The following is a 22,213-nucleotide window of genomic DNA, read 5'->3' as shown; positions in this document are numbered from 1 at the left end:
TGAATCCACAGCCAAAAGCAGACAGTGGACGGAGCAATATCAAATGAGTAGCTATGCTTGGTCTGTTGCCAGTCTCTGGTAGCAACATCATGAATGGAGGCGTTTGAGATGCAACTCATCACGTTGAAAATCGATAAGCCGGATGAAACGAACTTCATTTTGGGTCAGACGCACTTCATCAAGTCCGTCGAGGACATTCACGAAGCGTTGGTAAATGCCGTGCCAGGGATCCAGTTTGGCGTGGCCTTTTGTGAAGCCTCTGGCAAATGTCTGGTGCGATGGTCTGGCACCGATACCTCTATGATTGAACTTGCACAGAAAAATGCGAAAGCCATCGCCGCAGGCCATAGCTTCATCATTTTCCTGGGCGACGGTTTCTATCCGCTGAACGTGTTAAACACCATCAAAATGGTTCCAGAGGTATGCCGTATTTTTTGTGCAACAGCCAATCCAACTGAAGTGATTCTCGCTGAGACGGAACAAGGGCGAGCAATCCTGGGCGTAGTGGATGGCTTCTGTGCCAATGACATTGAAGGCGACGACGACGTCCTGTGGCGCAAGAACTTCTTGCGGCAGATTGGCTACAAGCTGTGAATTGCAGAGAGTCATTTAATAGCGAATCCATTCACTGATCCGCAGATCCCGTAACGGCGAAAATGTTGCAGGGCACTTGATACAGAACATGCTCCGTCGTACTGCCCACCCATTTGCCCAGACCCTTGCGATGCGCATTTCCCATGACGATCACATCGGCGCGGTGATGCGCTGCAAAGTCGGCCAGCGCTTTGCCAGGCGGCCCCTCAACGAAGTGTTGTCGCTCAGTGGGCACGCCGTAGTGGGCGGCCAATGCGATAAATGACTTTTTCAGTGACTTGCGCACATCGCTGCTGAAGCCCGGCATCGTCACTGCACCAGCGCCTGCGTCGGAAATATGTGTCTGCGAAAGATCGTAGGCATGCAGCAGATGCAGCTCCGCGTTGCATTGCATCGACAATCCGTTCGCTGCCTGGATGATGCGGTCGTTTATGCCAGTGATCTGAGTCTCGGGATGTGACGGATCGACTGCCGCCACTACCACCCGCGGAAGTGGACACCTGACTTCGCTGACCAAATGCACAGACACCGGGCATTCGCGCAACAGGTGCCAATCCAGAGGCGTAATAAAAACGCGTTTGAGCGCTGACTCGTGTTGCACGTCCTTGATCAACAGATCCGGCTGCATTTCTGCCACGTGCCGAAGTATTTCTTGCAACGCGGTACGCGTAACAAGCACTTCGGTACTCACCATGACCCCGCGCCCGCGGATTAGATCGGCTTCATCCTTCAGCCACCTTTCGTTCTCTTGCTGACAGGCCTCACGAAAACGCGCACCGGCGCTCATCAACCCCATAAGGTTGGAGTCTTCGATAAACACCGTGATGTGCAGCGCTGCGCCAGTGGCTTCGGCAATGGCAGCAGCTCGCTCCAACGCCGGGGTGTGACGCATGGCTGGACCGACTATCAGAAAGAGTCGTTGATATTGGCTCATGTAACACCTCCAAACGTTCCGGGATATCTAGCTCCCCAGCACTCTCGCCTGTCACACCACCGACGATTTACTATCGCCTCAACTATCTGGATCAACACTATCAATATACGCCTGGATTCCATCAATTCCCCACTTGGCCGGGTCGACTGTTTTCAACAGAATCGGACGAATGGAACCGTTGGGTATGGCTTTGCGATGCCGAGGTGAGGATGGGGGGGGCGACCCCTTCTCCTGTCTCTCAGGACCGCTCCAGACCAGCAAAAGAAAAAGGGGGCGGATTTATTTTTGAATAATTAATCCGTCCCTTTTTTATGCTCTTTTTTCGCCTTGCGACCATTGGTCGCATTCACTGAACATAGGTAGCAAAAGACCAGAAATCCGCTATTACGTTAGTAGCTGTCACTTCATTCATTGCAAATCGTCACAGGAACGTCCCACGATGCGAAATCAACTTAAGCATTCGAGACTTCGTTTTTGTTTTTTGTTTAGTGTTATCTCAATGGGGTTGACCGCTTGCGCCAGCGATGAAAGCATTATTACACCTACTAAAGAAGTTACTCGACCACCTATCGATGACAGCGAGACTTCGTCTGTGCGTGTAACGACTAGTTGGATACGACATTCGCTTAGCCAAACTGACTGCCTGAAGCACGCCAGAACAGCTCTTACAAAAGCGAGATACTTTGTTGAAACAGGAGAAAGAACAGTTTATGGGTTGCGTGAGGGTATGACTTTTTCAATTCGCTGCGACTACGAAGGCGTTGCTTTTTTAGCAGTGGCTTATCGCCAAAGACCAAGTACTCAAATCCAGGATCGGATCTTGAATGAAGTCACCAGGCTATTTTAAGGGCTACAGACTAGAGGTATAGGGGGTCGTCCACAGCAAGATCAATGTCGGTCCTCTTTTATGAGGCAAAGACTTGGACTTACCCCTCCCGGACGGTACCCAGGAATACATCTTCGAGGAACAAGCGAAATTGCTCGGATAGTAGGAGTTTATTATTTTTTCGAAAGTTGAATGCATAAACGCACTAATGATCTGTTTTGTTGTTTTTTGTCACCCTGTTTGGGGTGTGCATTTCTGATATTTTCATAGCAATTAAAAACAACAACACAATGCGCCTAAAGTTCCTTGCGTCACTTCCAGATCGGTTGAATCCACCGTCGATGCCCCCTTTACAACAGACAGAAATCGGCCAGAAACAATGGGATGGACTCCTCCTCACCGAGGCGTCTTGAGTGCCAGACTGAAGGTGCGAGCCGCAGCAATCGGCTGTGGATTCAACCGGTCGAACGCTTACGTTTCTCGATGGCTATTGCAAAGGCTGGATTGCAGCGCTCCGGGTACTGGCGAACGCACTCGTGCCAAGCCAGCGCCATAAGTTTTCTGCATCCTGCACTGCGCCGTCTACACGCAGCTCTCGCGACTGAAGAACTTCCCTGGGTGTGCGGTCGCCAGACCACACCTCGGTCAACGCGCGCACGCTAGAGTCCACGATGAGTGTGAGTTCGCGTCCGGGGTCGTCGCGGCACAGATCTGCCACACCCTGTTCGACCACGAGCCACCACTCTTGCTCGCCGGACCGAGCGTCGCGGAACCTGAAGTGGATGACCACCGGCCGGGACGGGAACATCTCGATGCGTACAAACCGGCGCACGTCCCACATGAGCAGGCCCGCGTCGAGTTCGTTGTCGCGAAGACGACTGCCTATCCAGCGTGCGCCCCAATGCCCTAACGCCATGATGATGGGGCGCAAATCCTCGCCTGCCTCGGTCAGGCTGTACTCCCAGACTTTGCCTGCGGCCGTGCGATGTACGACACCGATATCTTCCAGGTGGCGCAGCCGCTGTGCCAGCAAGCTGGTGGACATTCGTGGAACGCCGCGGTGCAGTTCATTGAAGCGCTTACTGCCGCACAGCAGCTCGCGCACGACCAACGGCGTCCAGCGTTCGCACAGTGCTTCAGCACCGCGTGCGACGGTGCAGAACTGACCGTAGCTTTCATCCATCGCCTGTACTCCGCAACTACAACGCTTCAGATTCTGAACTAGCCCCGCGACTTCGCCACGCGCACGCTGAAGCCCTCGATAGCCCACCGCCACAGGAGAACGTCATGACCAAGATAGCCATCATTCAGCGCCCGCCAGTGCTGCTCGATCGCAGCGCGACGATCGCCCGAGCCGTGCAATCGGTCGCTGAGGCTGCGGCGGCGGGAGCCTCGTTGATTGTTTTACCCGAATCGTTCATTCCAGGTTACCCGTCGTGGATCTGGCGGCTGGCGGCGGGAAAAGACGGGGCTGTTATGGGCCAATTGCACGCGCAGCTGCTGGCCAACGCCGTTGATATCGCGAACGGTGACCTGAGCCAATTGTGCGAGGCCGCCAGTGCTCACGCCGTGACGATCGTATGCGGTATCAATGAATGCGAGCGGCGTAGTGGAGGCGGCACGCTCTACAACAGCGTAGTCGTTATCGGTACGAACGGTGAAGTGCTCAACCGACACCGCAAGCTGATGCCAACGAATCCCGAGCGCATGGTGCATGGCTTCGGTGATGCGTCCGGGTTGCGCACGGTCGATACACCCGTCGGCCGCGTGGGTACGCTCATCTGCTGGGAAAACTACATGCCATTGGCGCGCTATTCACTGTATGCCCAGGGGGTGGAAATCTACGTCGCCCCCACGTACGACACTGGCGAGGGCTGGATCAGCACGATGCGTCACATTGCACTCGAAGGCCGATGCTGGGTGCTCGGCAGTGGCACCTCGCTGCGCGGCAGCGACATTCCCGATGACTTCCCGTCTCGTGCGCAACTGTTTCCCGATCCTGACGAATGGATCAACGATGGCGACTCGGTGGTGGTCAATCCTCAAGGCCGGATCGTGGCCGGTCCATTACACCGAGAGGCAGGCATTCTGTATGCGGACATCGACGTCTCACTCGTGGCGCCAGCGAGGAGGGCGCTTGACGTCACCGGGCACTATGCGCGCCCGGACATTTTCGAACTGCAGGTTCGACGCACGCCGGCGACAGCGGTGCGCTACATTGACGGGTGAATCCACGCAGCGCTCAAGCGATCCATCCCAACGCCGGCGGTATGCGTAACAACTGGTCAAGGAGTCATTCCATGAGCATTGAAAGGTCTTACAAAGGCAGTTGTTTTTGCGGCGCAGTCGAGTTCACCGTCAGCGGTGAGCCGGCCGCAATGGGCTATTGCCATTGCGAGTCGTGTCGGCATTGGTCAGCAGGGCCGGTCAATGCCTTCACGCTGTGGAAACCCGATGCGGTGCAAATAACTCGGGGCGCTGAGAACATTGGCACCTACAACAAGACACCGCAGAGTTATCGCAAATGGTGCAAGCATTGTGGCGGGCACCTCTTCACCGAACATCCAGGGATGGGGCTCATCGACGTGTATGCCGCTGTCATCCCGGACCTCACGTTTTCGCCAGGCGTTCACGTCCACTATCAGGAGACCCTGCTGCGCATCAAAGATGGATTGCCCAAGCTGAAGGATGTCCCCAAGGAATTAGGGGGATCGGGCGTCAGCATGGACGAATAGCGCTAGCACGCTCTCACTGATCGAGGTGGCATGAACGCGAAACAAACACACCACCTCAACCCCGCTGGATCAGTTAGCCATTCGCCGCTCCCGGCCAGCCGGCCTGATGCAAGGCTTTGAGCAGCGTCTCGCAATCCAGGCCCGGCACGGCATGGCCGTTGCCTTCGGCGGTGTCGGCGGCCAGCAAGGCATTGATGATGGCTTCTTCCACCGCTTCGGTGGCGGCCAGGAACAACTCGCTGATGTGGTCGTTGTTGACCATGCTCAGGTTGTCGGTAGTCGGCGCGCGCTTACTCTCATAAGCGGCCGGCGGCACCTGATTACCGGTGGAGAAGGCGATGAAGATGTCACCGCTGTGGTCTTCATTACCACCACCGGTGCGGGCGAGGCCGAGGCTGGCACGTTGCGCCAAGCGCGTACATTGATGCGGCAACAACGGCGCATCGGTGGCCAGGCAAACGACGATCGAGCCCATACCCGGGTGCGGCAGCGAAGCCTTGAGGAACGGCGAGTCGGCCTGTTCCATGTAGCGTCCGACCGGGTAGCCGTCGACGCGCAGTTCGTTACGAATACCGTGGTTGGCCTGGACGATGGCGCCAACGGTCCAGCCGCCCTGAGCACTGCTCAGACGTCGTGATGCGGTGCCGATGCCGCCCTTGAATTCATGACAGATCATGCCACTACCGCCCCCGACGGAGCCTTCCGTTACCGGCCCGCTCTTGGCCGAACGCAGGGCCTCGGCCACATGCTCAATCTTCACATGGAAGCCGTTGATGTCGTTGAGCAAGCCGTCGAAGGTCTCCAGCACCACCGGCATGTTCCAGTAAAGTCGCCCGTCATCCGGCTGTTGTTCACGGTCCAGCACAACCAGCGCATCGCGCACCACACCCAGGCTGTGGGTGTTGGTGAAGGCGATGGGACTGGTCAACAGACCCGCCTCGCGAATCCACTCCAAACCTGTGGCGTCACCGTTGCCGTTCAGCACATGGACGCCGGCAAAGCACGGTTGCAGGCTGGTGGAACCCGCTCGCGGCTCGATAACAGTGACACCGGTCAGGATGTCGCGGCCGTTGCCGGTGCGTCCTCGCACATTGCTGTGGCCGACCCGTACGCCGGGCACATCGGTGATGGCATTGAGGGGGCCGGGTTGCAGTTGGCCGAACTGAATGTTCAGGTCACGGGCACGTGGTTTCATCGTCATTTTCATGATTTCTCTTTTGTTTGATTTGTTTCATGACGGGGCTTGGCCAGTCATCGGTAGGGCCGAGTCTGCCCATCAAGCGCCGGTCTTGACCGTGTTCCACGCGCGGGTGCGCACGCGCTCCATCTTCAGCGGGAGTGGTTCAAGCGGAAATAGCGTGTCCAAGACTTGTTTGGACGGATACACACCTGGGTTGTCGCGGATTTTCTGCTCGACGAGCGCGGTGGCATCCTTGTTGGCGTTCGGATAGCTCAGGTAGTTGGATGACTCAGCGATGACTTCGGGGCGCAGCATGTAGTTGATGAAGGCCAGCCCTTGCTCCGGGTTCGGCGCATCGTTGAGCTGCACCAGACTCTCCACCCACACCGGGGCACCTTCGCGGGGAATGCTGTAGACGAGGTTGCGATGATTGCCGGCCAGCTCAGAGGCCTTTTGCGCATCGGCGACACCACCCGCCCAGCCCAGCACGACGCAGATGTTGCCATTGGCTAGATCAGAGATGAACTTGGAAGAATCGAAGTAGACGATATGGGGGCGCAGTTTCAGCAGCAGTTCCTGGGCTTTTTTGTAATCCTCCGGGTTCTGGCTGTTGTAAGGCAGTCCCAGGTAGTGCAACGCGATGGGAATGACCTCGCTAGGGGCGTCGAGCATGGCCACACCGCATTGACTCAGCTTGGCCAGATTTTCTTCCTTGAAAATCAGGTCCCAGGAATTAACTGGCGCATCTGGGCCGAGTATCGATTTAACCTTGTCCGCGTCATAGCCGATGCCAGTGGTACCCCACAGATAAGGGGCCGCATAGCTGTTTCCGGGATCGTTGCTCTGCAACTTGGCGAGGATTTCCGGGTCGAGGTGCGACCAGTTGGGCAACTTTGAACGATCCAGTTTTTTCAGCACACCCGCCTTGATCAGGTTCGGTAGCAGGTCGCCACTGGCAACCACTACGTCATAGCCGCTGCGGCCGGCCATCAGTTTGCTTTGCATGACGTCGCTGTTGTCGAACACATCGTACACAGCGCTGATGCCCGCTTCTTTCTGGAAGTCTTTCATCGTGTTCGGGGCAATGTAGTCATACCAGTTGTAGACGTGCACGCTGGATCTGGCAGGCTCGTCGGCCTTGGCGCAGGCCAGGCCGAAACTGAAAAGCGTGGCCAGGACGAATGGCATGTAGCGAGTCGATTTCATCGGGATGCTCCAGAGCATTAGCGCCAGGTCCAAGGACACGAGCACTGCTCCTGCTAGTGTGTGAATTATTGTTGTGGCAGGCTCAAAATCGAATCAAGACGGAACAGTCGCTGTGGTGCAGGGGATCAGTAGTTCACGGCGACCATCACCGTGCTCAATCTGTTCGCCGTTCAGGAGCAGACGGCGGTCACTGAGGTAGTCGTAGTCGAGGCGGGCGGTGCGCAGCAGGTCGAGATCCAGCTCTACCACCTGACGGCACTCTTCGCGCCCCGCTTCGAATAGCGTGCGTCCGAAGGGATCGATCGCTGCACTCCCACCGGCAAAAACGAGGCCTTCATCGCCGTCGCCGACTCGATTCACCATCACCGCGAATGCCTGGTTTTCCTGAGCGCGAGCCATGATCGCGGTGCGGTGGACAGGGCCGTAGGGATCCATATTGCCGTTAGTAACCAGGATCAGCTCGGCGCCGAGTTGGCCGAGGGCCCGAGCACTTTCCGGCAACTCTATGTCGTAGCAAATCAGCATGCCGACACGGACGCCCTTCCAGAGCGCAGTGGCATAGCGGTCTCCCGGCTGGAACAGGCCGCGTTCCGACGGCCAAAGGTGAGTCTTGCGATAGTGCAAGGCGATCCCTTGTGGCGTTATCAGCAGGGAGGTGTTGTAGAAGATGCCGCAGTCGTTCTCAGCCATGCCAACCACCACCGCAACGTTCCGTTCGCGTGCGGCGCGCTGCACGGCCTGCACACTCGGCCCGTTCAGGGGCTCGGCGACTTCGGCGAGCTGTTGCGCGCTGGCGAATCCCATCAATTGAGTTTCTGGAAAAATCAGCAGATCGGTATCCACTGCGCAGGTAGCGATGGCCTGCAAGGTACGCTCCAGGTTATAAGCGGTATCGCCATCGCGACCGGTAAGTTGTACGAGTTCAATCTTCATCGGTGATCCTTTCACGTGTTGTGGGCTCGCAATCGCCAAACTGAACAGCACCCGCCAGGGCTGGATGAAGTATGGAGAGGCGTAAAACGGAAAGTAATCACATCGATGGGGTAACCCCGTATGGGTAGAGTCGTGAGCATTACCTTGCAGGACATGGCCTGGCACCAGGCGATTGGCAGGCTGATTGAGGGACTTGACCGGCCTGGTTTCTGGCTGGCCCTGGTGCGTCTGCTGGATAGATACATACCGGTGGACAGTTGGGTCGTGCTGATTTTCAGCAATGGCCGGCCGCAGGTGCTCGCAGAGTGCCCAGGCAAGGAGGGGGGGCCAGACCCGCTCTTTCAGGATTACCTCAAGGGCCTGTATCTGCTCGATCCCTTTTATCTGGCCAACCGGGAAGCACCGCAGAACGGTTTGTTTTGGCTAGCCGACGTGGCGCCGGAGTGCTTCGAGCAGACCGACTACTACCAACGCTACTTCCGCCTCAATATCGTTGCCGACGAAGTCCATATCAACGTCCAGCTCGACGCGGAACGCACCCTCAGCCTGTCGCTGGGAAGCGAGGCCCGTTTCAGTCCGGAGCAGATCGCCTTGCTGACGCTCATCCAGCCTTGGGTCGCCGCCCTGATGCGTCAGCGCATGGCATTCGAGCGGGAGGTGCTGGAGCAGAACGCGTTACCGACACCAAGCTGGCAGAGCTGGCTGGACTCTACTGACAAGCAGCTGGATACGCCGCTCTCCGCCCGCGAACTGGAAGTCGGCCGGCTAATGCTCAGCGGCTGCTCGAACAAGGAGATCGCGCGCAAGCTGGCGATTTCCGCCGAGACTGTGAAGGTCCACCGCAAGCACATGTACAGCAAACTGGGGATTAAATCTCAGTCCGAGCTGTTCTCACTGTTTCTGAACGCGCAGAGCTGAAGTCGTCGTTTCATGATGGCGTCAGCTCCCAAGACGAATCGGCTTCGTCGCAGCCTGACAGCGATGGTCATCAATCCACGGCTAATCTTCATCACCTACTAGAAACGTCGGAGGCATCATGAGCTTCATTCTCTGGGTCATTCTTGGCACCAACGGCTCACAGCCCGCTACAGCGATCGATCATGCCGAGTACAAGAATATGGAGGCATGTCAGCACGCAGCCAATCAGATCAAGGAATCACTCGGGGGGGTTCAGTTCCAGATTCACACCCTCTGCACACCCACGGAAAAGACAAAATAAAGCGTGATCATCAGGCGCACTTGTCATTTGCGATCCACTTGCAACATTGGTCTGGGATAGCGGGGCGGAGGTACTTGATTTGTCAATTAGTGCCCGCAGCGAGCCGGCTCGCTCGCTCCCACACGGATTTCGTTTGACTGACTCAGCGAGTGATTTGCCTCGTTTTGCTGACGCTTAAACAACAAAAATTTCACCTGTTTAAACGAAGCCTTCTGTTACCACCCAAAGGCTACAACGCCTTGCGTCATCGCCTACGGGTAAGACAGAATCCGCCGGCTTGTGCGTCTACGGGGTGGGCTATATCGTTTTCCGGTCACTGAAAAACAGTGATCGGGTTTGGTAGCCCGCTTTTAAGTAGTCGCATGACAACGCCATATGCAGTCTTTTTTGGACTCGGTTTTATATGGTGGTCATGCGTGGGGCTCCTTCGTGAGCGCCGGGTTTCCTACTTAGACCGGTCTACCAACCCGCGTATGGCCGCCACCCTTTGTTTGGTAGCAAGGGTGATGGCTCCTTAATTTTCTAAGTGGGAGTTTCATCTATGATCAAACCAACACCCAATCCACCGGACACCGATCCGGCATCCCCCTACGAATCCCTCGATTCCAAAAAATTCCATGAAGCGGCCGAACGCGCCCTCGACCACTACCTCAACCCGGCAGCCCAAATCATGGCCAGTACCAACGAACCCGAACCCATGTTCCTCGCCAATCCTAAGTACGACACCGAATCCCTGCTGGCCAACGCCAGCGAATCACTGGGCTCGGCCACCACCATGCTCAGCAATTTTGCAGCGTTATTGGATAACTCACATCGCAAGACCCTGCTGGGGATTACGCAAGTGGTCATGTTGGGGGAATTGGCGGTGAATCAGGCGTTGGATCACGTTGAGCTGAAGGAGTAAGCACGACCCTCTGTGGTGCAGGGCTAGCTCCTCGCCACAGAGGGCGATGTAGTACGTCGCCCCAAGAAGCTCGCCTGACCAGCCTTCCGATGTAACAAATTAACTCACGGATATTTACCTGCAGAGTGGATCCTTATAAGATGAAATTCACATTTGCTCCTCTCCATCAGGCTTTGAGTTAGCTATGGCTATTCAGTGTATGAAAAAGCGACTTAACAGATCAGGTTTTATAATCATGCGAAATCATACGCGAATATATAAGCGACAACTGGATGCAAGTTCAATTATCTCTACATCTAAATATAATACCTTGAGTACCTAAATGATGAGCAGTGCTAATTTTTCGGCTGATAGCTCTAATGCCTTTAGTATAGTTATAGTAAATTACAAGACGCCAGAAATCACCAAAATATGTTTAGACTTATTGCGCCAGCATCTGGGTGACAGTGTCCCAGTATGGGTAGTTGATAATTATTCTGCTGATGAAAGCACTGAGTATTTGAGGTCGCTTGACTGGATTAATTTAATCGAACGTTCTGTTTCTGAACCGGAGGCAGGCCATATCGCGCATGGCAAAGCACTTGACCTGGTTTTGGAGCGAGTTGAAACTGATTATTTGTTTCTCATGCATACTGACACATTTGTTTTCGATAAAAACGTTTTCCCGATGATGCTGAATAAATGCATTAAAAATCAAAAAACCGTAGCCGTCGGTTGTGTAGAGCAATTAAATCGTGGCGCCACGAGAACTTTTTGGCGCTTTAGTTCGCGACTGTTCAAACACCATTTCAGACGCCTGAAAATTTCTGTGGGATTACGCTCCAGGGAGCCAAAACCATACAGGGAAGTGTACTTGAAGAGTTTCTGTACCTTGTGGAACTGCAAACTTATCAAGCAACACGGCCTGCATTTTTCGATGGACGATCGTGTTCCTGGTTATACCCTCCAAGACCGCATGACCGAGCTTGGCTATGTCGTTGAAATGTTATCGCCGCGTAAAATTTTCAGCTATCTGGATCATATTCAGTCGGGTACTGTCGCAGCGGCTGGGGGCTACGAAACGACGCACAGACGAACAAAAATGTACAATAATATCCTTAAGCGCTTGAACAAGGACAACAGCTAAACATAAGTTAAGCAGGCGTGCACGAGCAGTGCGTTTGGCTCTGTTTTCAGTCATCCCACAGGTTTTTTGTATTAAGTTATTGGAGCGGTAATGGCACCCATCACTCAAACACTCCCTATCACCCTCTCCTCGGGGCTTGATTTCGACCAGGACGCCGCCAGCGCCTTTGGTCATTCATTGGCCAGCCACTATATTCAGGCTACGCCATTTCCGCACATCGTTATCGATAACTTCTTGCACGAAGACCTGATTGCAAGTATATGCTCGCACTTTCCAGTCGAGCCAACCAACAATGAAATGATCTACGAGCGCGGCTATAAAGGTCAACTAAAGCGTCAAATCAGTCCCAATGAATGCCCCCCTTTTCTCAAGACTGTTTTTAACGCTTTTAACTCGGCGCCCATGTTGCAGTTTCTTGAAAAGCTCACAGGCATCGAAGGTTTGATACCCGACCCCTACTTTAGCGGTGGCGGGCTGCATGAAACGAAGAGTGGTGGTTTCCTTGGGGTGCATTCGGACTTCAGACTCAACAAAAAGCTTAATGTTGAGCGTAGGCTGAATGTCATCATTTATCTGAATGAAAACTGGCAAGAGGAATACGGCGGTAATCTAGAGCTTTGGGATATCGGCATGAAGACCTGCCTTAAAAAAGTTCTGCCCATTTACAATCGCTGCGTCATCTTCAATACAGACAAAGACAGCAATCATGGGCACCCAGAGCCTTTAACGACTCCAGAGCACATCACGCGCAGGTCTATCGCGCTTTATTACTACACCGCAGGAACCATGGCGATCGATCCCGCACAAAGAAACAAGACCCACTACAAGCCAAGACCCAAAGATCGTTTAAGCCTCAAGTACTACATAAGTAAACTAATCAGGAAGAAAAACTAAGCTGCGAAATGCCCGCTGAACGATTTAGCCAATCTGCTGCATCGGCCGGTTGAATCCACCGTCGATTTCGGTCTGTCGTGGCGGCCGGAAACGATGGTCATCAATCCAGGGCTAGACTCCATCACCAACTAGAAGCGTCGCAGGCATGATGAATTTATTCTCTGGGGCATTCTTGGCACTAACGGCAAGTCTCACTCCGCGCTCGGGGCTCAAGTTGCTGGTAGCGCTGTGTGCGATGAGCCTGCTTGGCTGTTCACCTGGCGACGAGGTAGGGCAATGCAAAGCTGCGCCGCAAGTGCCCGACCGGCAGGTCGTCATCATCGGTATCGACGGCCTGCGTACGGACGCCGTTAGCCCGGCACTGACCCCCTTTCTGTTCCAGTTGGCTGAATCTCAGGGGTTGGCTTGGGGGAGAGTCGATGTCAGCAACGGCCGCACGCAACAGACTTATTCCGCACCTGGCTGGATCAGTGTGCTGACCTCTAGCTGGGCAAGCGCACATGGCATTGTTGATAACAGCAGCAAAGGGCCAATCAAAGTTCAAACCGTGTTTGAGCGCCTTCAGAGCCGCAAGGCCGATAGTCGCAGCGTTCTCATTACCTCCTGGCGGCCGCTGTACGACTTGGTCGAGGGGCGTTTGCGGGCTTTGCCCGAGATACGCCATGCGGCGTTTTTGCGTGACGACGATGCAGCGATCGAGCATGAAGTACTGACCACCTGGCGAGCTTGCCAGCCCGATCTGGCTTTCATTCATCTCGATGCTGTAGACCAAGCGGGCCATAACGGTTCTTTTGACCCGTCTGATCCGGGCTACGCTGCCGCCGTGCGAGCAACAGACTCCCGCATTCGGCGCCTGTGGGAGAATGCATTTGCGTCACCATCCGCCCAGGGTGCGCTGCCTCATCGCTTGGTCGTTTTTGTCAGCGATCACGGTGGCACCGGCAATGGTCACGGCCACTATTCAGAAGCCGAGCGCTGGGCGCCGCTACTGGTAATATCGCCGTCTGGACATCCCGCAGTGAACATCAGAAACCTGGTTGATATTGGTCAGGCTTCGCTGGACTTCATTCAGTGAGGGTTGACCAACGTCGGTTTCGACCGAGATCAACTCAGTCAATAGCCAAGCAGGCCCGCATCGTTAATTAGCGCGCTTCGTTTGTAGCCGCTGCCGGTTAGGCGAGGATTTCAAATGAGGTGCTGGCCAGGCGTTCGCCGTTCACCAGAATGTGCACGGCATGCAAACCCACATAGTGCTTGCGGGTGGTGAGTTCCTTGATCTGCTGACCACGACTGACCTGTTCAGTCGCCTTGCCAGGCAACGTCAATGCCTTGAGCTTGAACACCTTCGCCGACGTGCTGCCATTGGCTTTGACGTAATCAATCGCATAGTCGATCACCAGCCGCTGACTATCCGCCACCGTGGATTTCACAACAAACGACAGCGTGATTTTCTCCCCCAGACGAATCACCGCCGGTTCGACCTTCACCCCAACAATCTCGACCTCGGCCTTGCCGCTGGCTCCAATAATCGCCAACGCTCGCTGATTGCCCTGCTTGATCAAACTGCGCAACGCATGCTTGGCAATCCACGCGGTGTGCTTGTTATCCAGCGACCATCCTTCGATCAGGTCCAGCACCCAGTCGGGATGGTCCTTAGTGATGTCGTTGAGGTGATTGGCCACGGACTTGCGCACGTAAAGGCTTTCATCCGCCTTGAGGTTGTCGAGAATCGCCGCTGCCAGGGTCGGATCGGCTTGTACCTGCTCCAGTCGAAACGACCACGGCAAACGCGGCCGACAGCCTTCGCTGGCCAGACGCCGGACGTGTTCATTTTCATCCCGCGACCACTGCTGCATCAGCGCCAATGAGCGCTCCAAATCGCTACGCAGAAAATACCGGACCGCAAACTCCGCAGAACCAAACGCGGTGAAGTACTTGAGCGCATCCATCGACTGCTCGAAATCATGGGCGCCATACAGCGCCACGTAATGCGGCAGCGAGATGCTGACGAAGCCGCTGTCAAGTCGAGGGGCGAGGGCGCGCAACACCTCAAGGGTCTCTTCATAACCCAGTGGCAACACCGCGTGCAGGCATTCGCTAACCCGGGCCATGCGCTGCATGATCGACAATTCGGCGAGGCCGTCGTTGGCCCTCTTCAGAAAGGCTTTGGCGTTGAACTCGGGGTAGACCGCCGTCATTTCGGTCGCGATGTGCTTGAGGCGCTCGGCGTTGAAGATTTCCTTCAGCGCCGGGGTGGGCTGTTCGGCGGCGGTCATGGGTGAGTCCGATTGAGTGGGCGGCTCAGGTTATCGGGGTACTGATGAATGCCTCAAGTGTTTCCGCTTGGGCGGTGAATTCGGCGATTCGCGGGAAGCGCTCAACTTCGACCTGATCCGGCACTACCAAATTGGTGAAGCTCCAGGCCACCGCCAGCGTAATCCCGTCCTGCGCAATCGAGGCGCCGTTGGTTAATGGCTGCTTTTGCAGTTCGCGTTCAAGTGATGAATAGGCGGCCGCCAATTGCCCTTCGACGCGTTCTACCCACGGCTGGAATTGAATTTCGGCCGGGCGCAGGCTGCGTTCGTAATAAAGCTGCACTGACTTCTCGCACGCCGCCAGCGCCAGCCCGGTCACGCGCAAGGCGCGCAGCCGTTGCTTGAGGTCGCCGGGCATCAGGCTTTTGCCGGGACCGGCGAGGGCTTCCAGATAATCGATGATCAGCGTTGAATCGATCAGCACTTCGCCATCATCCAACACCAGCGTCGGCGCCTTGACCACCGGGTTGATCTGCTGGAACTGCTCGAAGTGCCTGAACACCGACACCGATTGGTGCTCCAGGTCGATGCCCAAGTATTTGGCGCAAATGGCCACACGCCGTACATAAGGCGAATCCAGCATGCCGATCAGCTTCATTAATACATTCCTTCAGAGGACCATTGCGGGACGGACAACCTTAGCTCAGGTTGCGCGACCTGCAACAAGCGGGGGGCTTGTGCGGCCGTTTGTCTTCTATATACCGCCGTTCGATTGAATTTCTTGCTATAAACGCACTCCGATAACGGCGGCAACGGTTGCCATAGCGCACTTTGCACACCTTTTCGGACAAATTCGCTGACTTTTCAGTTGCTGGGGCCTCAAGTCGGCCTTAGACTGCCGCCCCTCGTAAATTGAGTGCCGGGTGGCGCTTGGAATAAATGGCGCCTTTGCGACGGACGACCGAGGTCCGCCGGAACGCTCCCTAATTCGCCTTAATGCACGTTTTTTTATAGAGATATCAATGACAAAGGACAAGTTGCTGGCCATGCCGGCGGATGACTACATGAATGCTGAGCAGCATGCTTTTTTCTCCGAGCTGCTGCAGAACATGAAAGTCGAAACCCATGAGCGCATCGAACAGAACCGCATCGCCATCGAGAGCCTGGACACCCCGGCCGATCCGGCAGACGCGGCTTCTGTCGAAGAAGAGCGCACCTGGCTGGTGAACGCGATCGATCGCGACCAGCGCATGCTGCCTCAGTTGGAACAGGCTCTGGAACGCATCAAAGAAGACAGCTTCGGCTGGTGCGACGACAGCGGCGAGGCCATTGGCCTGAAACGCCTGCTGATCAGCCCGACCACCAAGTACTGCATCGAAGCTCAAGAGCGTCACGAACAGATCGACAAGCACCAGCGTCAGGCCTGATTTCGTAGCGCCCCGCATCGCGGGCGAGCCTCACTCCAAAAGGAGCAAGGCTGGCCCGCGATGCTTTTTTTCGTCTGTAAAAAACCTCGCGCACCTCTGTTGATTAGCTGCAATACCCACGACTAATGGACCATAGATAATGGCCTTGTAGTGGCGTTAAATGCGCAGACAATAATCAGAAAGGCGTGGGGTGACGAAAATGACGAGAGACGGATCTCTGGCGGCGGCAACGCCTGCGCCAGTGCAATTGCCGAAAAACCGTTGGCTGACACCGACCCTGCAAAGTGTCGCCCTGATGCTTTTGTTGTGCGGCATGGCACTGGGTGGCTGGTCGCTATACCTTGGCTTGCCCTTGGCCGTGTTGATTATCTGGCTGCCGCGTCTGCGCTCCCGCGCTACGCCGGAAGACACCTGCGCGGACAACTCCAGCACCATCACCGCGTTGACCCGCGACCTTTCCTACACCACCAGCCACAACGCGCTATCCGCAGCAGGCGTGGCCTTTTCGGTCAAGCAACTGGCAGACAAACTGCAATCGCAACTCAGCGCGGCAGCGCAAATTGTCCGCAATGCCGAAGTGATGATTGCGACCGAGCAAGCCACCTCCAAACTCAGTCGCGAAGCCCTCGGTGCCGCGAGTGAGGCTCATCAAAGCGGCGCAGCAGGGCGCCAGGAGCTGATGGAGTCGATCGCCCGAATGCATCAACTCAGTCAGCGCGCCAGCAACAGTCGCGAGCTGATTGAGGCCCTCAGCCTGCGCAGTGACGATATCCAGCGGGTGACGCTGGTGATCCAGTCCATCGCCAGCCAGACCAACTTGCTGGCGTTGAACGCCGCTATCGAAGCCGCGCGGGCCGGTGAACACGGTCGCGGCTTCGCGGTGGTGGCCGATGAAGTGCGGGGCCTGGCGGCGCGAACTGCGGCGGCGACCGGTGAGGTCGGCGAGATGGTTGCCGATATCCAGCAACGCACCGCTCAGGTCGTCGAGCAGATCCGTCAACTCTCCAGCGACCTCGACAGCGGTGTCGAGCAAGTCGAGAACACCGGTCAGCACCTGGAAAACATTACTCGATTGGCCGCTGGCGTCGAGGACCAGGTCGGACAAATCGCCCGCGGCGCGGACACCAATCGCGAACAACTCGACAGCCTGTTCCATGCCATCGAACAGATGCGCAGCGATCTTGCAGTCAGTGATCAACAGACCCAGCGTCTGGCCCAGGCCGCTGTGCAAATGGAAGGTCAGGCCGAATCCATCAGTGAGCGCCTGGCCGAAGTCGGACTGGATGACTATCACCAACGGATTTATGACCTGGCCCGCGAGGGCGCGAGCCAGATTGCCGCGCGTTTTGAAGCGGATATCGACCAGGGACGTGTCAGCCTCGATGACCTGTTTGACCGAAATTACCAGGCGATCCCCAATACCAGCCCGTCCAGGTTTCAGACCCGCTTCGACCGCTACACCGATCAGGTCCTGCCGGCGATTCAGGAGCCGTTGTTACCGCGTCATGAAGGCCTGGTGTTTGCCATCGCCTGCACGCAGCAGGGCTATGTGCCAACCCATAACAAGTCCTTTAGCCTGCCGCTAACCGGCGACACGCAGGTCGATACACTGCAAAACCGCACCAAACGTAAATTTGCTGACCGCACGGGTATCCGCTGTGGCAGCCATCAACAACCCGTGTTGTTGCAGACATACACCCGCGACACGGGTGAACTGATGCACGACCTCTCGGTGCCGATCATCCTCAAGGGACGGCATTGGGGTGGTTTGCGGTTGGGTTACAAGCCACAGAGTCCTCGCTAGAGGCGGGCCATTGTTACGATTCTGGCAACGAAGCTGTGCAGGCTCGTTGCTGTTTCCTCGCGGATTAACTTATTAACATGCCTATATGGTTAGGTTGCTAATGAAATTCGAGAGGCCAGCATGCAAAGCAAAGTTAATGTCGCGGTGATGATTGGCAGTGGCGTACCCGCCAGTTTGCGCGCGATGGGGCAGAGCGTCTGTTGGGTTGTACTGCTCAACGGCGAGCGCCGGGGGACGGCGTTTGCCAGTCGCAATGAGGCCGAAGCGTGCAGGACTGCCTGGTTGGCGCAATTGAACGCCGCTTCACCAGGCAGCCTGCATTGAGTGTGTGGGTTAGTGAACCTGGTGCAGGCGCAGGTTCAGGTCGTCGACCACTCGTGCCCAATCGGCGTCTTCACGTAACTGTTCTTTCAGGAAACCGGCCTGCTGCGGGCTCCAGAACTCGGCATCGATCAGTTTTTTGTTGTCGGCCAAGGGGGAATGGCTGGCAATAAAATCATCGATGGCTTTCTGGTTGGAGTCCAGGCCCAGTTGGTCGAACAAGCCTTTCAAGTCGTGTGTGGGTGAATCCATGTTCATCTCCTGGTGGTTCGCGTCGAGTGCGAGATCTGAAGGGCGACTTCATTGCATCTGAGGAGGTCGCGCTTCAGGAGTTCGATGGATGTTCCAAAGCAGGAGTGAGCATAGACGGCAATTTCGATGATCAGGCTTTCAGTGCACCTGCATCGACTGCGGCTTTCAGGGCTTTAGCCGATTCCTGAGCGGCAATGGCGGCAACATCCGCCGTTTTGAACCAGCGATCCTTCTCGACCTGGTGATACGTCTCTGTGGTCAATTTCGGTTTGGCGCGCATGACAATCACTGCCTGGAATTCGCCGTCGATCTCTCTGGCTTCGCCCCGGATAATAAATTCGCCAATATCAAATTCCGTCACGTAGCAGCCTTCCCTTGGAAATATTTTGTTGTTTTGAGCGCCGTCCGACGTGGGAACGGGTTTCATGGGGCGGGCAGTATGGCAGTAGTTGCCCGCCGACGGCTGAGATTAGTCGGCGGTGTGACGAAACGTCTGTTGGATTGAGTTCAGCGGCGCCTCATACGCGTGACTCAAGTGAGCGGGCAAGTGCACAGGCTTCGTTGTGGTCACCGCGCAAACCTCTGACGCGGCCTGTGGCGGCTTCCTTGATATGGAAGAACGCGTTACCGGCCAAAACCACCTGAAACCTTGGCCAGGCGGGGTCTTCGGGGTGCAGTCGAGGTTGGTCGAACACCCCCTGAGGCGGTGACGAGGCGTTGTGGGTATAAGGCGCCTGGGCGGTTGCAAAATGAGTCATAGTGCACATATGAAGTCCTTTTCATTGTTTTGCCGACGTATGTACGTCGTTTTGGCTAGTCGCTGTCAGCATCGCTGCTCTAGAATTGCCATCACCGGTTGGCGAATGGAGTACATCTAAAGCAATTTTTTGCGGACGATATGTCAGAAAAGTGCTTTTCTTGAAGCGTTTTTTCCTTAAAGTTAGTCATCCTGTTTCCTCTGGCAGCAAGAAGGGTATTTTCCTTCAACCTCTGACGACGTTGAGGGAAGACGGCGCGAGTGATATTCCAGTACGCTCACGGACCTCGCGATGCACGAGCCCTCTGCCCGGATCAGGATTTCAACCCGGATTTTTTGCAAGACCATTGGTATGGCTGCTTTTTTCTGCTGTGCGCTTTTCCTGCGTGCGGTATCAATTTCAGATGTGGGGATGTTTCCTTGGCAGTAAGTAATCTCGATATGCATGCTTTGTTCGTGCTGGGTGATTTGCGCGCAAAGTTGGTTAAACAGTTTCAATCTCGTTTCGTCTACATCACCGAACAGAACGCCGAAGGCATTTACATTGCCGAGATCGACACCGAAGAAGCGCTGGTGGTGGACGACAAGCCGGGGCTCAAACTCAAGGTCGGCGATCATTTCAGCGCCTCTGTTCTGCCGAGTCGCGAAGGTGGCAAGCTGGACATCAAGTTCCGCGAAATCAAACTGACCGTCTATGGGTTGGGCGATTACGCGTTTGTCACCACCGCCGATGGTCAGGCGATTGTTTTCAAGGAAGGCCATAGCGTGGTGACGGTGTTCGCCGCCCACCAACAGTTGCAGGAAGGCCTGACCAAAACCCTGAAAGCCGTTACCGCCAAGGCCGCCAAGTGGCGCAAGGGCGAACTGGTGACCTTCAAGGCCAGCGAGTAATGACCCTGACCCGCGCCGATTTCCACGAACAGAACCAGGCCAGTGCACACACTGAAGCCCGGCGGCTGTTCGAGCAGAAGGCTGTTCTGCAGGGAGCCTGGCTGAATTGGGTGGCGTCAAAGATCTATACGCTGCGCCCGGCGGCGTACGCCAGCATGGTCAGAAGAGAGCTGTCACGCTTGCAGGACGCTGGCGAAAATTAATTCCCGCCCCTCGAAATCAGGATCCTCTACTACAGTCAATTGACTGAATATTTTGAGGCTTGCGGTCCTTTATCAGGCCATCCTGCTATTGCTGTGAACAGCACGAGGTGCAAAAGCATGAAAGGAATTCGACGGTTGCTGGCGGCGTCACTGGCCTGTTTCGGGTTGTTGACCTCAGCCGTTCCGGTGTACGCGGCCCAGGCCCCGATCCACTTCGCCGACCTGAATTGGGAAAGCGGCAGTCTGATCACGGATATCCTGCGGATCATTGTCGAGAAGGGTTACGGGCTGCCAACCGATACTTTGCCGGGAACCACGATTACCCTGGAAACCGCATTGGCCAACAATGACATTCAGGTCATTGGTGAGGAATGGGCCGGACGCAGCCCGGTCTGGGTCAAGGCTGAGGCCGAAGGCAAGGTCGCGAGCCTGGGCGATACGGTCAAGGGCGCGACCGAAGGCTGGTGGGTCCCGGAATATGTGATCAAGGGCGACCCGGCCAAAGGCATCAAGCCACTGGCGCCGGGGCTGCGCAGTGTCAGCGACCTGCCCAAATACAAAGACGTGTTCGCCGACCCGGAAACCCCGGGCAAGGGGCGCTTCCTCAACAGCCCGATCGGCTGGACGTCGGAAGTGGTTAACAAGCAGAAGCTCACCGCCTATGGCCTGAACGACAGCTATGTGAATTTTCGCAGCGGTTCCGGGGCGGCGCTGGACGCAGAAATCACGTCGTCGATTCATCGGGGTAAGCCGGTTCTGTTCTATTACTGGTCACCGACGCCCTTGCTCGGGCGCTTCAAGCTGATTCAGCTGGAAGAGCCACCCTTCGACGCTGAAGCCTGGAAAACCCTGACCGACTCCGACAATCCTGATCCCAAGCCAACGCGTTCGCTGCCCTCGAAGCTGTCCATCGGTGTGTCCACGCCGTTCCAAAAACAGTACCCGCAAATTACCGAGTTTTTCAGCAAGGTCGATTTGCCGATCGGTCCACTGAACAAGGCCCTCGCCGAGATGAGCGAAAAGCACACCCCGCCACGCCAGGCGGCGGAAGCGTTCATGAAGGCGCATCCGGAAATCTGGAAGGCGTGGGTGCCAAAGGAGGTGGCTGATAAGGTTTCCGCCGAATTGAAGTAACCCGGTTGCTCACACGATTGTATTTTTCCGAGTATCGCTGTCACCGCCCGGAGCACATTCGCTCCCACTGGATGGATGCCCGAATATGAGTCTGATGGTCGCGCAATGCATGGCTTCAATCTTTTTGATTATTAGTCTGCTTCACGTGTATTGGGCATCGGGCGGCAAGTGGGGCAGCGAGGCGGCGGTGCCGCGAGTGCCCGGGGACGGCGGCGCGCAATCAAGGCCGGTGTTCAAGCCGTCGGGTTGGGTGACGTTGTTGGTGGCGGTGGGGTTGCTGATGATCGCCATGCTGGTGTGTTTTCGAGTCGGGCTGTGTCTGCCTGTGGTGCATGATCGGTGGTTGCAATGGGTGATCAGTACCATCGCGATTCTGATGTTCGCCCGGGCGATTGGCGATTCGAACCTGGTGGGGTTCTTCAAAGAGGTCAAGGATTCGACGTTTGCCAGGCTCGACACTTGGGTGTATTCGCCGTTGTGTGTGGTGTTGGGGGCGGGGTTGTTGGCAGTGGCCTGGACCTGAGTTGTTGCTGAAATTGCTATCGCGAGCAGGCTCACTCCTACAGGGGATCGGTGTCATGGCGCAGATCACTGTAGGAGTGAGCCTGCTCGCGATGA

27 protein-coding genes are annotated in these 22,213 nt (G+C 55.9%); 17 read left to right on the top strand and 10 right to left on the bottom strand.

Annotation, left to right across the window (positions count from 1 at the left end):
* Window positions 1-108 precede the first annotated feature (108 nt).
* Window positions 109-594 (top strand): adenosine-specific kinase, encoded by a 486-nt coding sequence (locus KGB06_RS00635; protein WP_223511208.1) that lies wholly within the window; start codon window positions 109-111, stop codon window positions 592-594.
* Window positions 595-625: 31 nt separating this feature from the next.
* On the opposite strand, the gene KGB06_RS00630 is transcribed toward KGB06_RS00635, so the two are convergent.
* Window positions 626-1,528, bottom strand: a complete 903-nt coding sequence (locus tag KGB06_RS00630; protein WP_223511206.1) for a universal stress protein — start codon at window positions 1,526-1,528, stop codon at window positions 626-628.
* A gap of 439 nt (window positions 1,529-1,967) precedes the next feature.
* On the opposite strand from KGB06_RS00630, the gene KGB06_RS00625 reads away from it, so the two are divergent.
* The gene (locus tag KGB06_RS00625) at window positions 1,968-2,375 is read left to right on the top strand and encodes a hypothetical protein (protein WP_223511204.1); all 408 of its coding nucleotides are present in this window, start codon (window positions 1,968-1,970) and stop codon (window positions 2,373-2,375) included.
* Between the two features lie 466 nt (window positions 2,376-2,841).
* Here the strand turns inward: KGB06_RS00625 and KGB06_RS00620 are convergent, their stop codons facing one another.
* A complete protein-coding gene (locus KGB06_RS00620) occupies window positions 2,842-3,537 on the bottom strand; it encodes a winged helix-turn-helix transcriptional regulator (RefSeq protein ID WP_223511203.1) in 696 nt (231 codons plus the stop codon).
* Window positions 3,538-3,641: 104 nt separating this feature from the next.
* Here KGB06_RS00620 and KGB06_RS00615 point away from each other — a divergent pair, with 104 nt between their 5' ends.
* Complete coding sequence (locus tag KGB06_RS00615) at window positions 3,642-4,583, top strand: carbon-nitrogen hydrolase family protein (protein WP_223511202.1); 942 nt, start codon at window positions 3,642-3,644, stop codon at window positions 4,581-4,583.
* 71 nt (window positions 4,584-4,654) lie between these two features.
* Window positions 4,655-5,089 carry a GFA family protein gene (locus KGB06_RS00610; RefSeq protein ID WP_223511201.1) on the top strand — a complete coding sequence of 145 codons (435 nt, stop codon included), beginning with the start codon at window positions 4,655-4,657 and terminating at the stop codon, window positions 5,087-5,089.
* Window positions 5,090-5,162: 73 nt separating this feature from the next.
* On the opposite strand, the gene KGB06_RS00605 is transcribed toward KGB06_RS00610, so the two are convergent.
* From KGB06_RS00605 to KGB06_RS00595, 3 genes are all read right to left on the bottom strand, one after another.
* Window positions 5,163-6,284 (bottom strand): P1 family peptidase, encoded by a 1,122-nt coding sequence (locus tag KGB06_RS00605; protein WP_223511274.1) that lies wholly within the window; start codon window positions 6,282-6,284, stop codon window positions 5,163-5,165.
* An 81-nt stretch (window positions 6,285-6,365) separates the two neighbouring features.
* A complete protein-coding gene (locus KGB06_RS00600) occupies window positions 6,366-7,475 on the bottom strand; it encodes a polyamine ABC transporter substrate-binding protein (protein WP_223511273.1) in 1,110 nt (369 codons plus the stop codon).
* 93 nt (window positions 7,476-7,568) lie between these two features.
* Window positions 7,569-8,408 carry a carbon-nitrogen hydrolase family protein gene (locus tag KGB06_RS00595; protein WP_223511200.1) on the bottom strand — a complete coding sequence of 280 codons (840 nt, stop codon included), beginning with the start codon at window positions 8,406-8,408 and terminating at the stop codon, window positions 7,569-7,571.
* Window positions 8,409-8,540: 132 nt separating this feature from the next.
* Here KGB06_RS00595 and KGB06_RS00585 point away from each other — a divergent pair, with 132 nt between their 5' ends.
* The 6 genes from KGB06_RS00585 to KGB06_RS00560 all read left to right on the top strand — a co-directional run bounded on the left by KGB06_RS00585 (window position 8,541) and on the right by KGB06_RS00560 (window position 13,626).
* The gene (locus KGB06_RS00585; protein ID WP_223511198.1) at window positions 8,541-9,326 is read left to right on the top strand and encodes a LuxR C-terminal-related transcriptional regulator; all 786 of its coding nucleotides are present in this window, start codon (window positions 8,541-8,543) and stop codon (window positions 9,324-9,326) included.
* A 118-nt stretch (window positions 9,327-9,444) separates the two neighbouring features.
* On the top strand, window positions 9,445-9,627 hold the full coding sequence (locus tag KGB06_RS00580; protein WP_223511197.1) for a hypothetical protein: 183 nt from the start codon (window positions 9,445-9,447) through the stop codon (window positions 9,625-9,627).
* 541 nt (window positions 9,628-10,168) lie between these two features.
* Window positions 10,169-10,531, top strand: a complete 363-nt coding sequence (locus KGB06_RS00575) for a DUF6124 family protein (RefSeq protein WP_223511195.1) — start codon at window positions 10,169-10,171, stop codon at window positions 10,529-10,531.
* 325 nt (window positions 10,532-10,856) lie between these two features.
* Entirely contained in the window at window positions 10,857-11,657 is an 801-nt protein-coding gene (locus tag KGB06_RS00570) for a glycosyltransferase family 2 protein (protein ID WP_223511272.1), read from the top strand.
* Between the two features lie 90 nt (window positions 11,658-11,747).
* The gene (locus tag KGB06_RS00565; RefSeq protein ID WP_223511193.1) at window positions 11,748-12,551 is read left to right on the top strand and encodes a 2OG-Fe(II) oxygenase; all 804 of its coding nucleotides are present in this window, start codon (window positions 11,748-11,750) and stop codon (window positions 12,549-12,551) included.
* Between the two features lie 145 nt (window positions 12,552-12,696).
* The gene (locus KGB06_RS00560; protein WP_223511192.1) at window positions 12,697-13,626 is read left to right on the top strand and encodes an alkaline phosphatase family protein; all 930 of its coding nucleotides are present in this window, start codon (window positions 12,697-12,699) and stop codon (window positions 13,624-13,626) included.
* Window positions 13,627-13,723: 97 nt separating this feature from the next.
* Here KGB06_RS00560 and KGB06_RS00555 read toward each other — a convergent pair whose 3' ends face one another.
* Entirely contained in the window at window positions 13,724-14,827 is a 1,104-nt protein-coding gene (locus KGB06_RS00555; RefSeq protein ID WP_223511191.1) for a DNA alkylation repair protein, read from the bottom strand.
* Between the two features lie 25 nt (window positions 14,828-14,852).
* The gene (locus KGB06_RS00550) at window positions 14,853-15,464 is read right to left on the bottom strand and encodes a glutathione S-transferase family protein (protein WP_223511190.1); all 612 of its coding nucleotides are present in this window, start codon (window positions 15,462-15,464) and stop codon (window positions 14,853-14,855) included.
* A gap of 364 nt (window positions 15,465-15,828) precedes the next feature.
* On the opposite strand from KGB06_RS00550, the gene KGB06_RS00545 reads away from it, so the two are divergent.
* The 3 genes from KGB06_RS00545 to KGB06_RS00535 all read left to right on the top strand — a co-directional run bounded on the left by KGB06_RS00545 (window position 15,829) and on the right by KGB06_RS00535 (window position 18,361).
* Entirely contained in the window at window positions 15,829-16,233 is a 405-nt protein-coding gene (locus KGB06_RS00545; RefSeq protein WP_007907888.1) for a TraR/DksA family transcriptional regulator, read from the top strand.
* A gap of 199 nt (window positions 16,234-16,432) precedes the next feature.
* The gene (locus KGB06_RS00540; RefSeq protein WP_223511189.1) at window positions 16,433-18,037 is read left to right on the top strand and encodes a methyl-accepting chemotaxis protein; all 1,605 of its coding nucleotides are present in this window, start codon (window positions 16,433-16,435) and stop codon (window positions 18,035-18,037) included.
* Window positions 18,038-18,157: 120 nt separating this feature from the next.
* Complete coding sequence (locus KGB06_RS00535) at window positions 18,158-18,361, top strand: hypothetical protein (protein WP_223511188.1); 204 nt, start codon at window positions 18,158-18,160, stop codon at window positions 18,359-18,361.
* Window positions 18,362-18,370: 9 nt separating this feature from the next.
* Here KGB06_RS00535 and KGB06_RS00530 read toward each other — a convergent pair whose 3' ends face one another.
* The 3 genes from KGB06_RS00530 to KGB06_RS00520 all read right to left on the bottom strand — a co-directional run bounded on the left by KGB06_RS00530 (window position 18,371) and on the right by KGB06_RS00520 (window position 19,377).
* Window positions 18,371-18,610, bottom strand: a complete 240-nt coding sequence (locus KGB06_RS00530; RefSeq protein WP_223511187.1) for a DUF2789 domain-containing protein — start codon at window positions 18,608-18,610, stop codon at window positions 18,371-18,373.
* A gap of 130 nt (window positions 18,611-18,740) precedes the next feature.
* Window positions 18,741-18,971 carry a hypothetical protein gene (locus KGB06_RS00525; protein ID WP_223511271.1) on the bottom strand — a complete coding sequence of 77 codons (231 nt, stop codon included), beginning with the start codon at window positions 18,969-18,971 and terminating at the stop codon, window positions 18,741-18,743.
* A gap of 157 nt (window positions 18,972-19,128) precedes the next feature.
* A complete protein-coding gene (locus tag KGB06_RS00520; RefSeq protein WP_223511186.1) occupies window positions 19,129-19,377 on the bottom strand; it encodes a hypothetical protein in 249 nt (82 codons plus the stop codon).
* Between the two features lie 431 nt (window positions 19,378-19,808).
* Here KGB06_RS00520 and KGB06_RS00515 point away from each other — a divergent pair, with 431 nt between their 5' ends.
* The 4 genes from KGB06_RS00515 to KGB06_RS00500 all read left to right on the top strand — a co-directional run bounded on the left by KGB06_RS00515 (window position 19,809) and on the right by KGB06_RS00500 (window position 22,118).
* Window positions 19,809-20,258, top strand: coding sequence for a hypothetical protein (locus tag KGB06_RS00515; RefSeq protein WP_223511269.1), 450 nt, complete (start codon window positions 19,809-19,811; stop codon window positions 20,256-20,258).
* Window positions 20,258-20,461, top strand: coding sequence for a hypothetical protein (locus KGB06_RS00510; RefSeq protein WP_223511185.1), 204 nt, complete (start codon window positions 20,258-20,260; stop codon window positions 20,459-20,461). The genes KGB06_RS00515 and KGB06_RS00510 overlap by 1 nt, the downstream gene beginning before the upstream one ends.
* 117 nt (window positions 20,462-20,578) lie before the next feature.
* Window positions 20,579-21,595, top strand: a complete 1,017-nt coding sequence (locus KGB06_RS00505) for an ABC transporter substrate-binding protein (RefSeq protein ID WP_223511184.1) — start codon at window positions 20,579-20,581, stop codon at window positions 21,593-21,595.
* A gap of 85 nt (window positions 21,596-21,680) precedes the next feature.
* A complete protein-coding gene (locus KGB06_RS00500; RefSeq protein WP_223511183.1) occupies window positions 21,681-22,118 on the top strand; it encodes a DUF3995 domain-containing protein in 438 nt (145 codons plus the stop codon).
* The last annotated feature ends 95 nt before the right edge of the window (window positions 22,119-22,213 follow it).

Source organism: Pseudomonas sp. GL-B-19 (assembly GCF_019956415.1).
Taxonomy (GTDB): Bacteria; Pseudomonadota; Gammaproteobacteria; order Pseudomonadales; family Pseudomonadaceae; genus Aquipseudomonas.
This window is presented reverse-complemented; position numbering and strand designations above follow the sequence as displayed.

Excerpts from the sequence above, each read along its gene's own strand:
- KGB06_RS00635 (WP_223511208.1), top strand. The coding sequence starts at position 109 with ATGCAACTCATCACGTTGAAAATCGATAAGCCGGATGAAACGAACTTC.
- KGB06_RS00630 (WP_223511206.1), bottom strand. The coding sequence starts at position 1,528 with ATGAGCCAATATCAACGACTCTTTCTGATAGTCGGTCCAGCCATGCGT.
- KGB06_RS00625 (WP_223511204.1), top strand. The coding sequence starts at position 1,968 with ATGCGAAATCAACTTAAGCATTCGAGACTTCGTTTTTGTTTTTTGTTT.
- KGB06_RS00620 (WP_223511203.1), bottom strand. The coding sequence starts at position 3,537 with ATGGATGAAAGCTACGGTCAGTTCTGCACCGTCGCACGCGGTGCTGAA.
- KGB06_RS00615 (WP_223511202.1), top strand. The coding sequence starts at position 3,642 with ATGACCAAGATAGCCATCATTCAGCGCCCGCCAGTGCTGCTCGATCGC.
- KGB06_RS00610 (WP_223511201.1), top strand. The coding sequence starts at position 4,655 with ATGAGCATTGAAAGGTCTTACAAAGGCAGTTGTTTTTGCGGCGCAGTC.
- KGB06_RS00605 (WP_223511274.1), bottom strand. The coding sequence starts at position 6,284 with ATGAAACCACGTGCCCGTGACCTGAACATTCAGTTCGGCCAACTGCAA.
- KGB06_RS00600 (WP_223511273.1), bottom strand. The coding sequence starts at position 7,475 with ATGAAATCGACTCGCTACATGCCATTCGTCCTGGCCACGCTTTTCAGT.
- KGB06_RS00595 (WP_223511200.1), bottom strand. The coding sequence starts at position 8,408 with ATGAAGATTGAACTCGTACAACTTACCGGTCGCGATGGCGATACCGCT.
- KGB06_RS00580 (WP_223511197.1), top strand. The coding sequence starts at position 9,445 with ATGAGCTTCATTCTCTGGGTCATTCTTGGCACCAACGGCTCACAGCCC.
- KGB06_RS00575 (WP_223511195.1), top strand. The coding sequence starts at position 10,169 with ATGATCAAACCAACACCCAATCCACCGGACACCGATCCGGCATCCCCC.
- KGB06_RS00570 (WP_223511272.1), top strand. The coding sequence starts at position 10,857 with ATGAGCAGTGCTAATTTTTCGGCTGATAGCTCTAATGCCTTTAGTATA.
- KGB06_RS00565 (WP_223511193.1), top strand. The coding sequence starts at position 11,748 with ATGGCACCCATCACTCAAACACTCCCTATCACCCTCTCCTCGGGGCTT.
- KGB06_RS00560 (WP_223511192.1), top strand. The coding sequence starts at position 12,697 with ATGATGAATTTATTCTCTGGGGCATTCTTGGCACTAACGGCAAGTCTC.
- KGB06_RS00555 (WP_223511191.1), bottom strand. The coding sequence starts at position 14,827 with ATGACCGCCGCCGAACAGCCCACCCCGGCGCTGAAGGAAATCTTCAAC.
- KGB06_RS00550 (WP_223511190.1), bottom strand. The coding sequence starts at position 15,464 with ATGAAGCTGATCGGCATGCTGGATTCGCCTTATGTACGGCGTGTGGCC.
- KGB06_RS00545 (WP_007907888.1), top strand. The coding sequence starts at position 15,829 with ATGACAAAGGACAAGTTGCTGGCCATGCCGGCGGATGACTACATGAAT.
- KGB06_RS00540 (WP_223511189.1), top strand. The coding sequence starts at position 16,433 with ATGACGAGAGACGGATCTCTGGCGGCGGCAACGCCTGCGCCAGTGCAA.
- KGB06_RS00535 (WP_223511188.1), top strand. The coding sequence starts at position 18,158 with ATGCAAAGCAAAGTTAATGTCGCGGTGATGATTGGCAGTGGCGTACCC.
- KGB06_RS00530 (WP_223511187.1), bottom strand. The coding sequence starts at position 18,610 with ATGGATTCACCCACACACGACTTGAAAGGCTTGTTCGACCAACTGGGC.
- KGB06_RS00520 (WP_223511186.1), bottom strand. The coding sequence starts at position 19,377 with ATGTGCACTATGACTCATTTTGCAACCGCCCAGGCGCCTTATACCCAC.
- KGB06_RS00515 (WP_223511269.1), top strand. The coding sequence starts at position 19,809 with ATGCATGCTTTGTTCGTGCTGGGTGATTTGCGCGCAAAGTTGGTTAAA.
- KGB06_RS00510 (WP_223511185.1), top strand. The coding sequence starts at position 20,258 with ATGACCCTGACCCGCGCCGATTTCCACGAACAGAACCAGGCCAGTGCA.
- KGB06_RS00505 (WP_223511184.1), top strand. The coding sequence starts at position 20,579 with ATGAAAGGAATTCGACGGTTGCTGGCGGCGTCACTGGCCTGTTTCGGG.
- KGB06_RS00500 (WP_223511183.1), top strand. The coding sequence starts at position 21,681 with ATGAGTCTGATGGTCGCGCAATGCATGGCTTCAATCTTTTTGATTATT.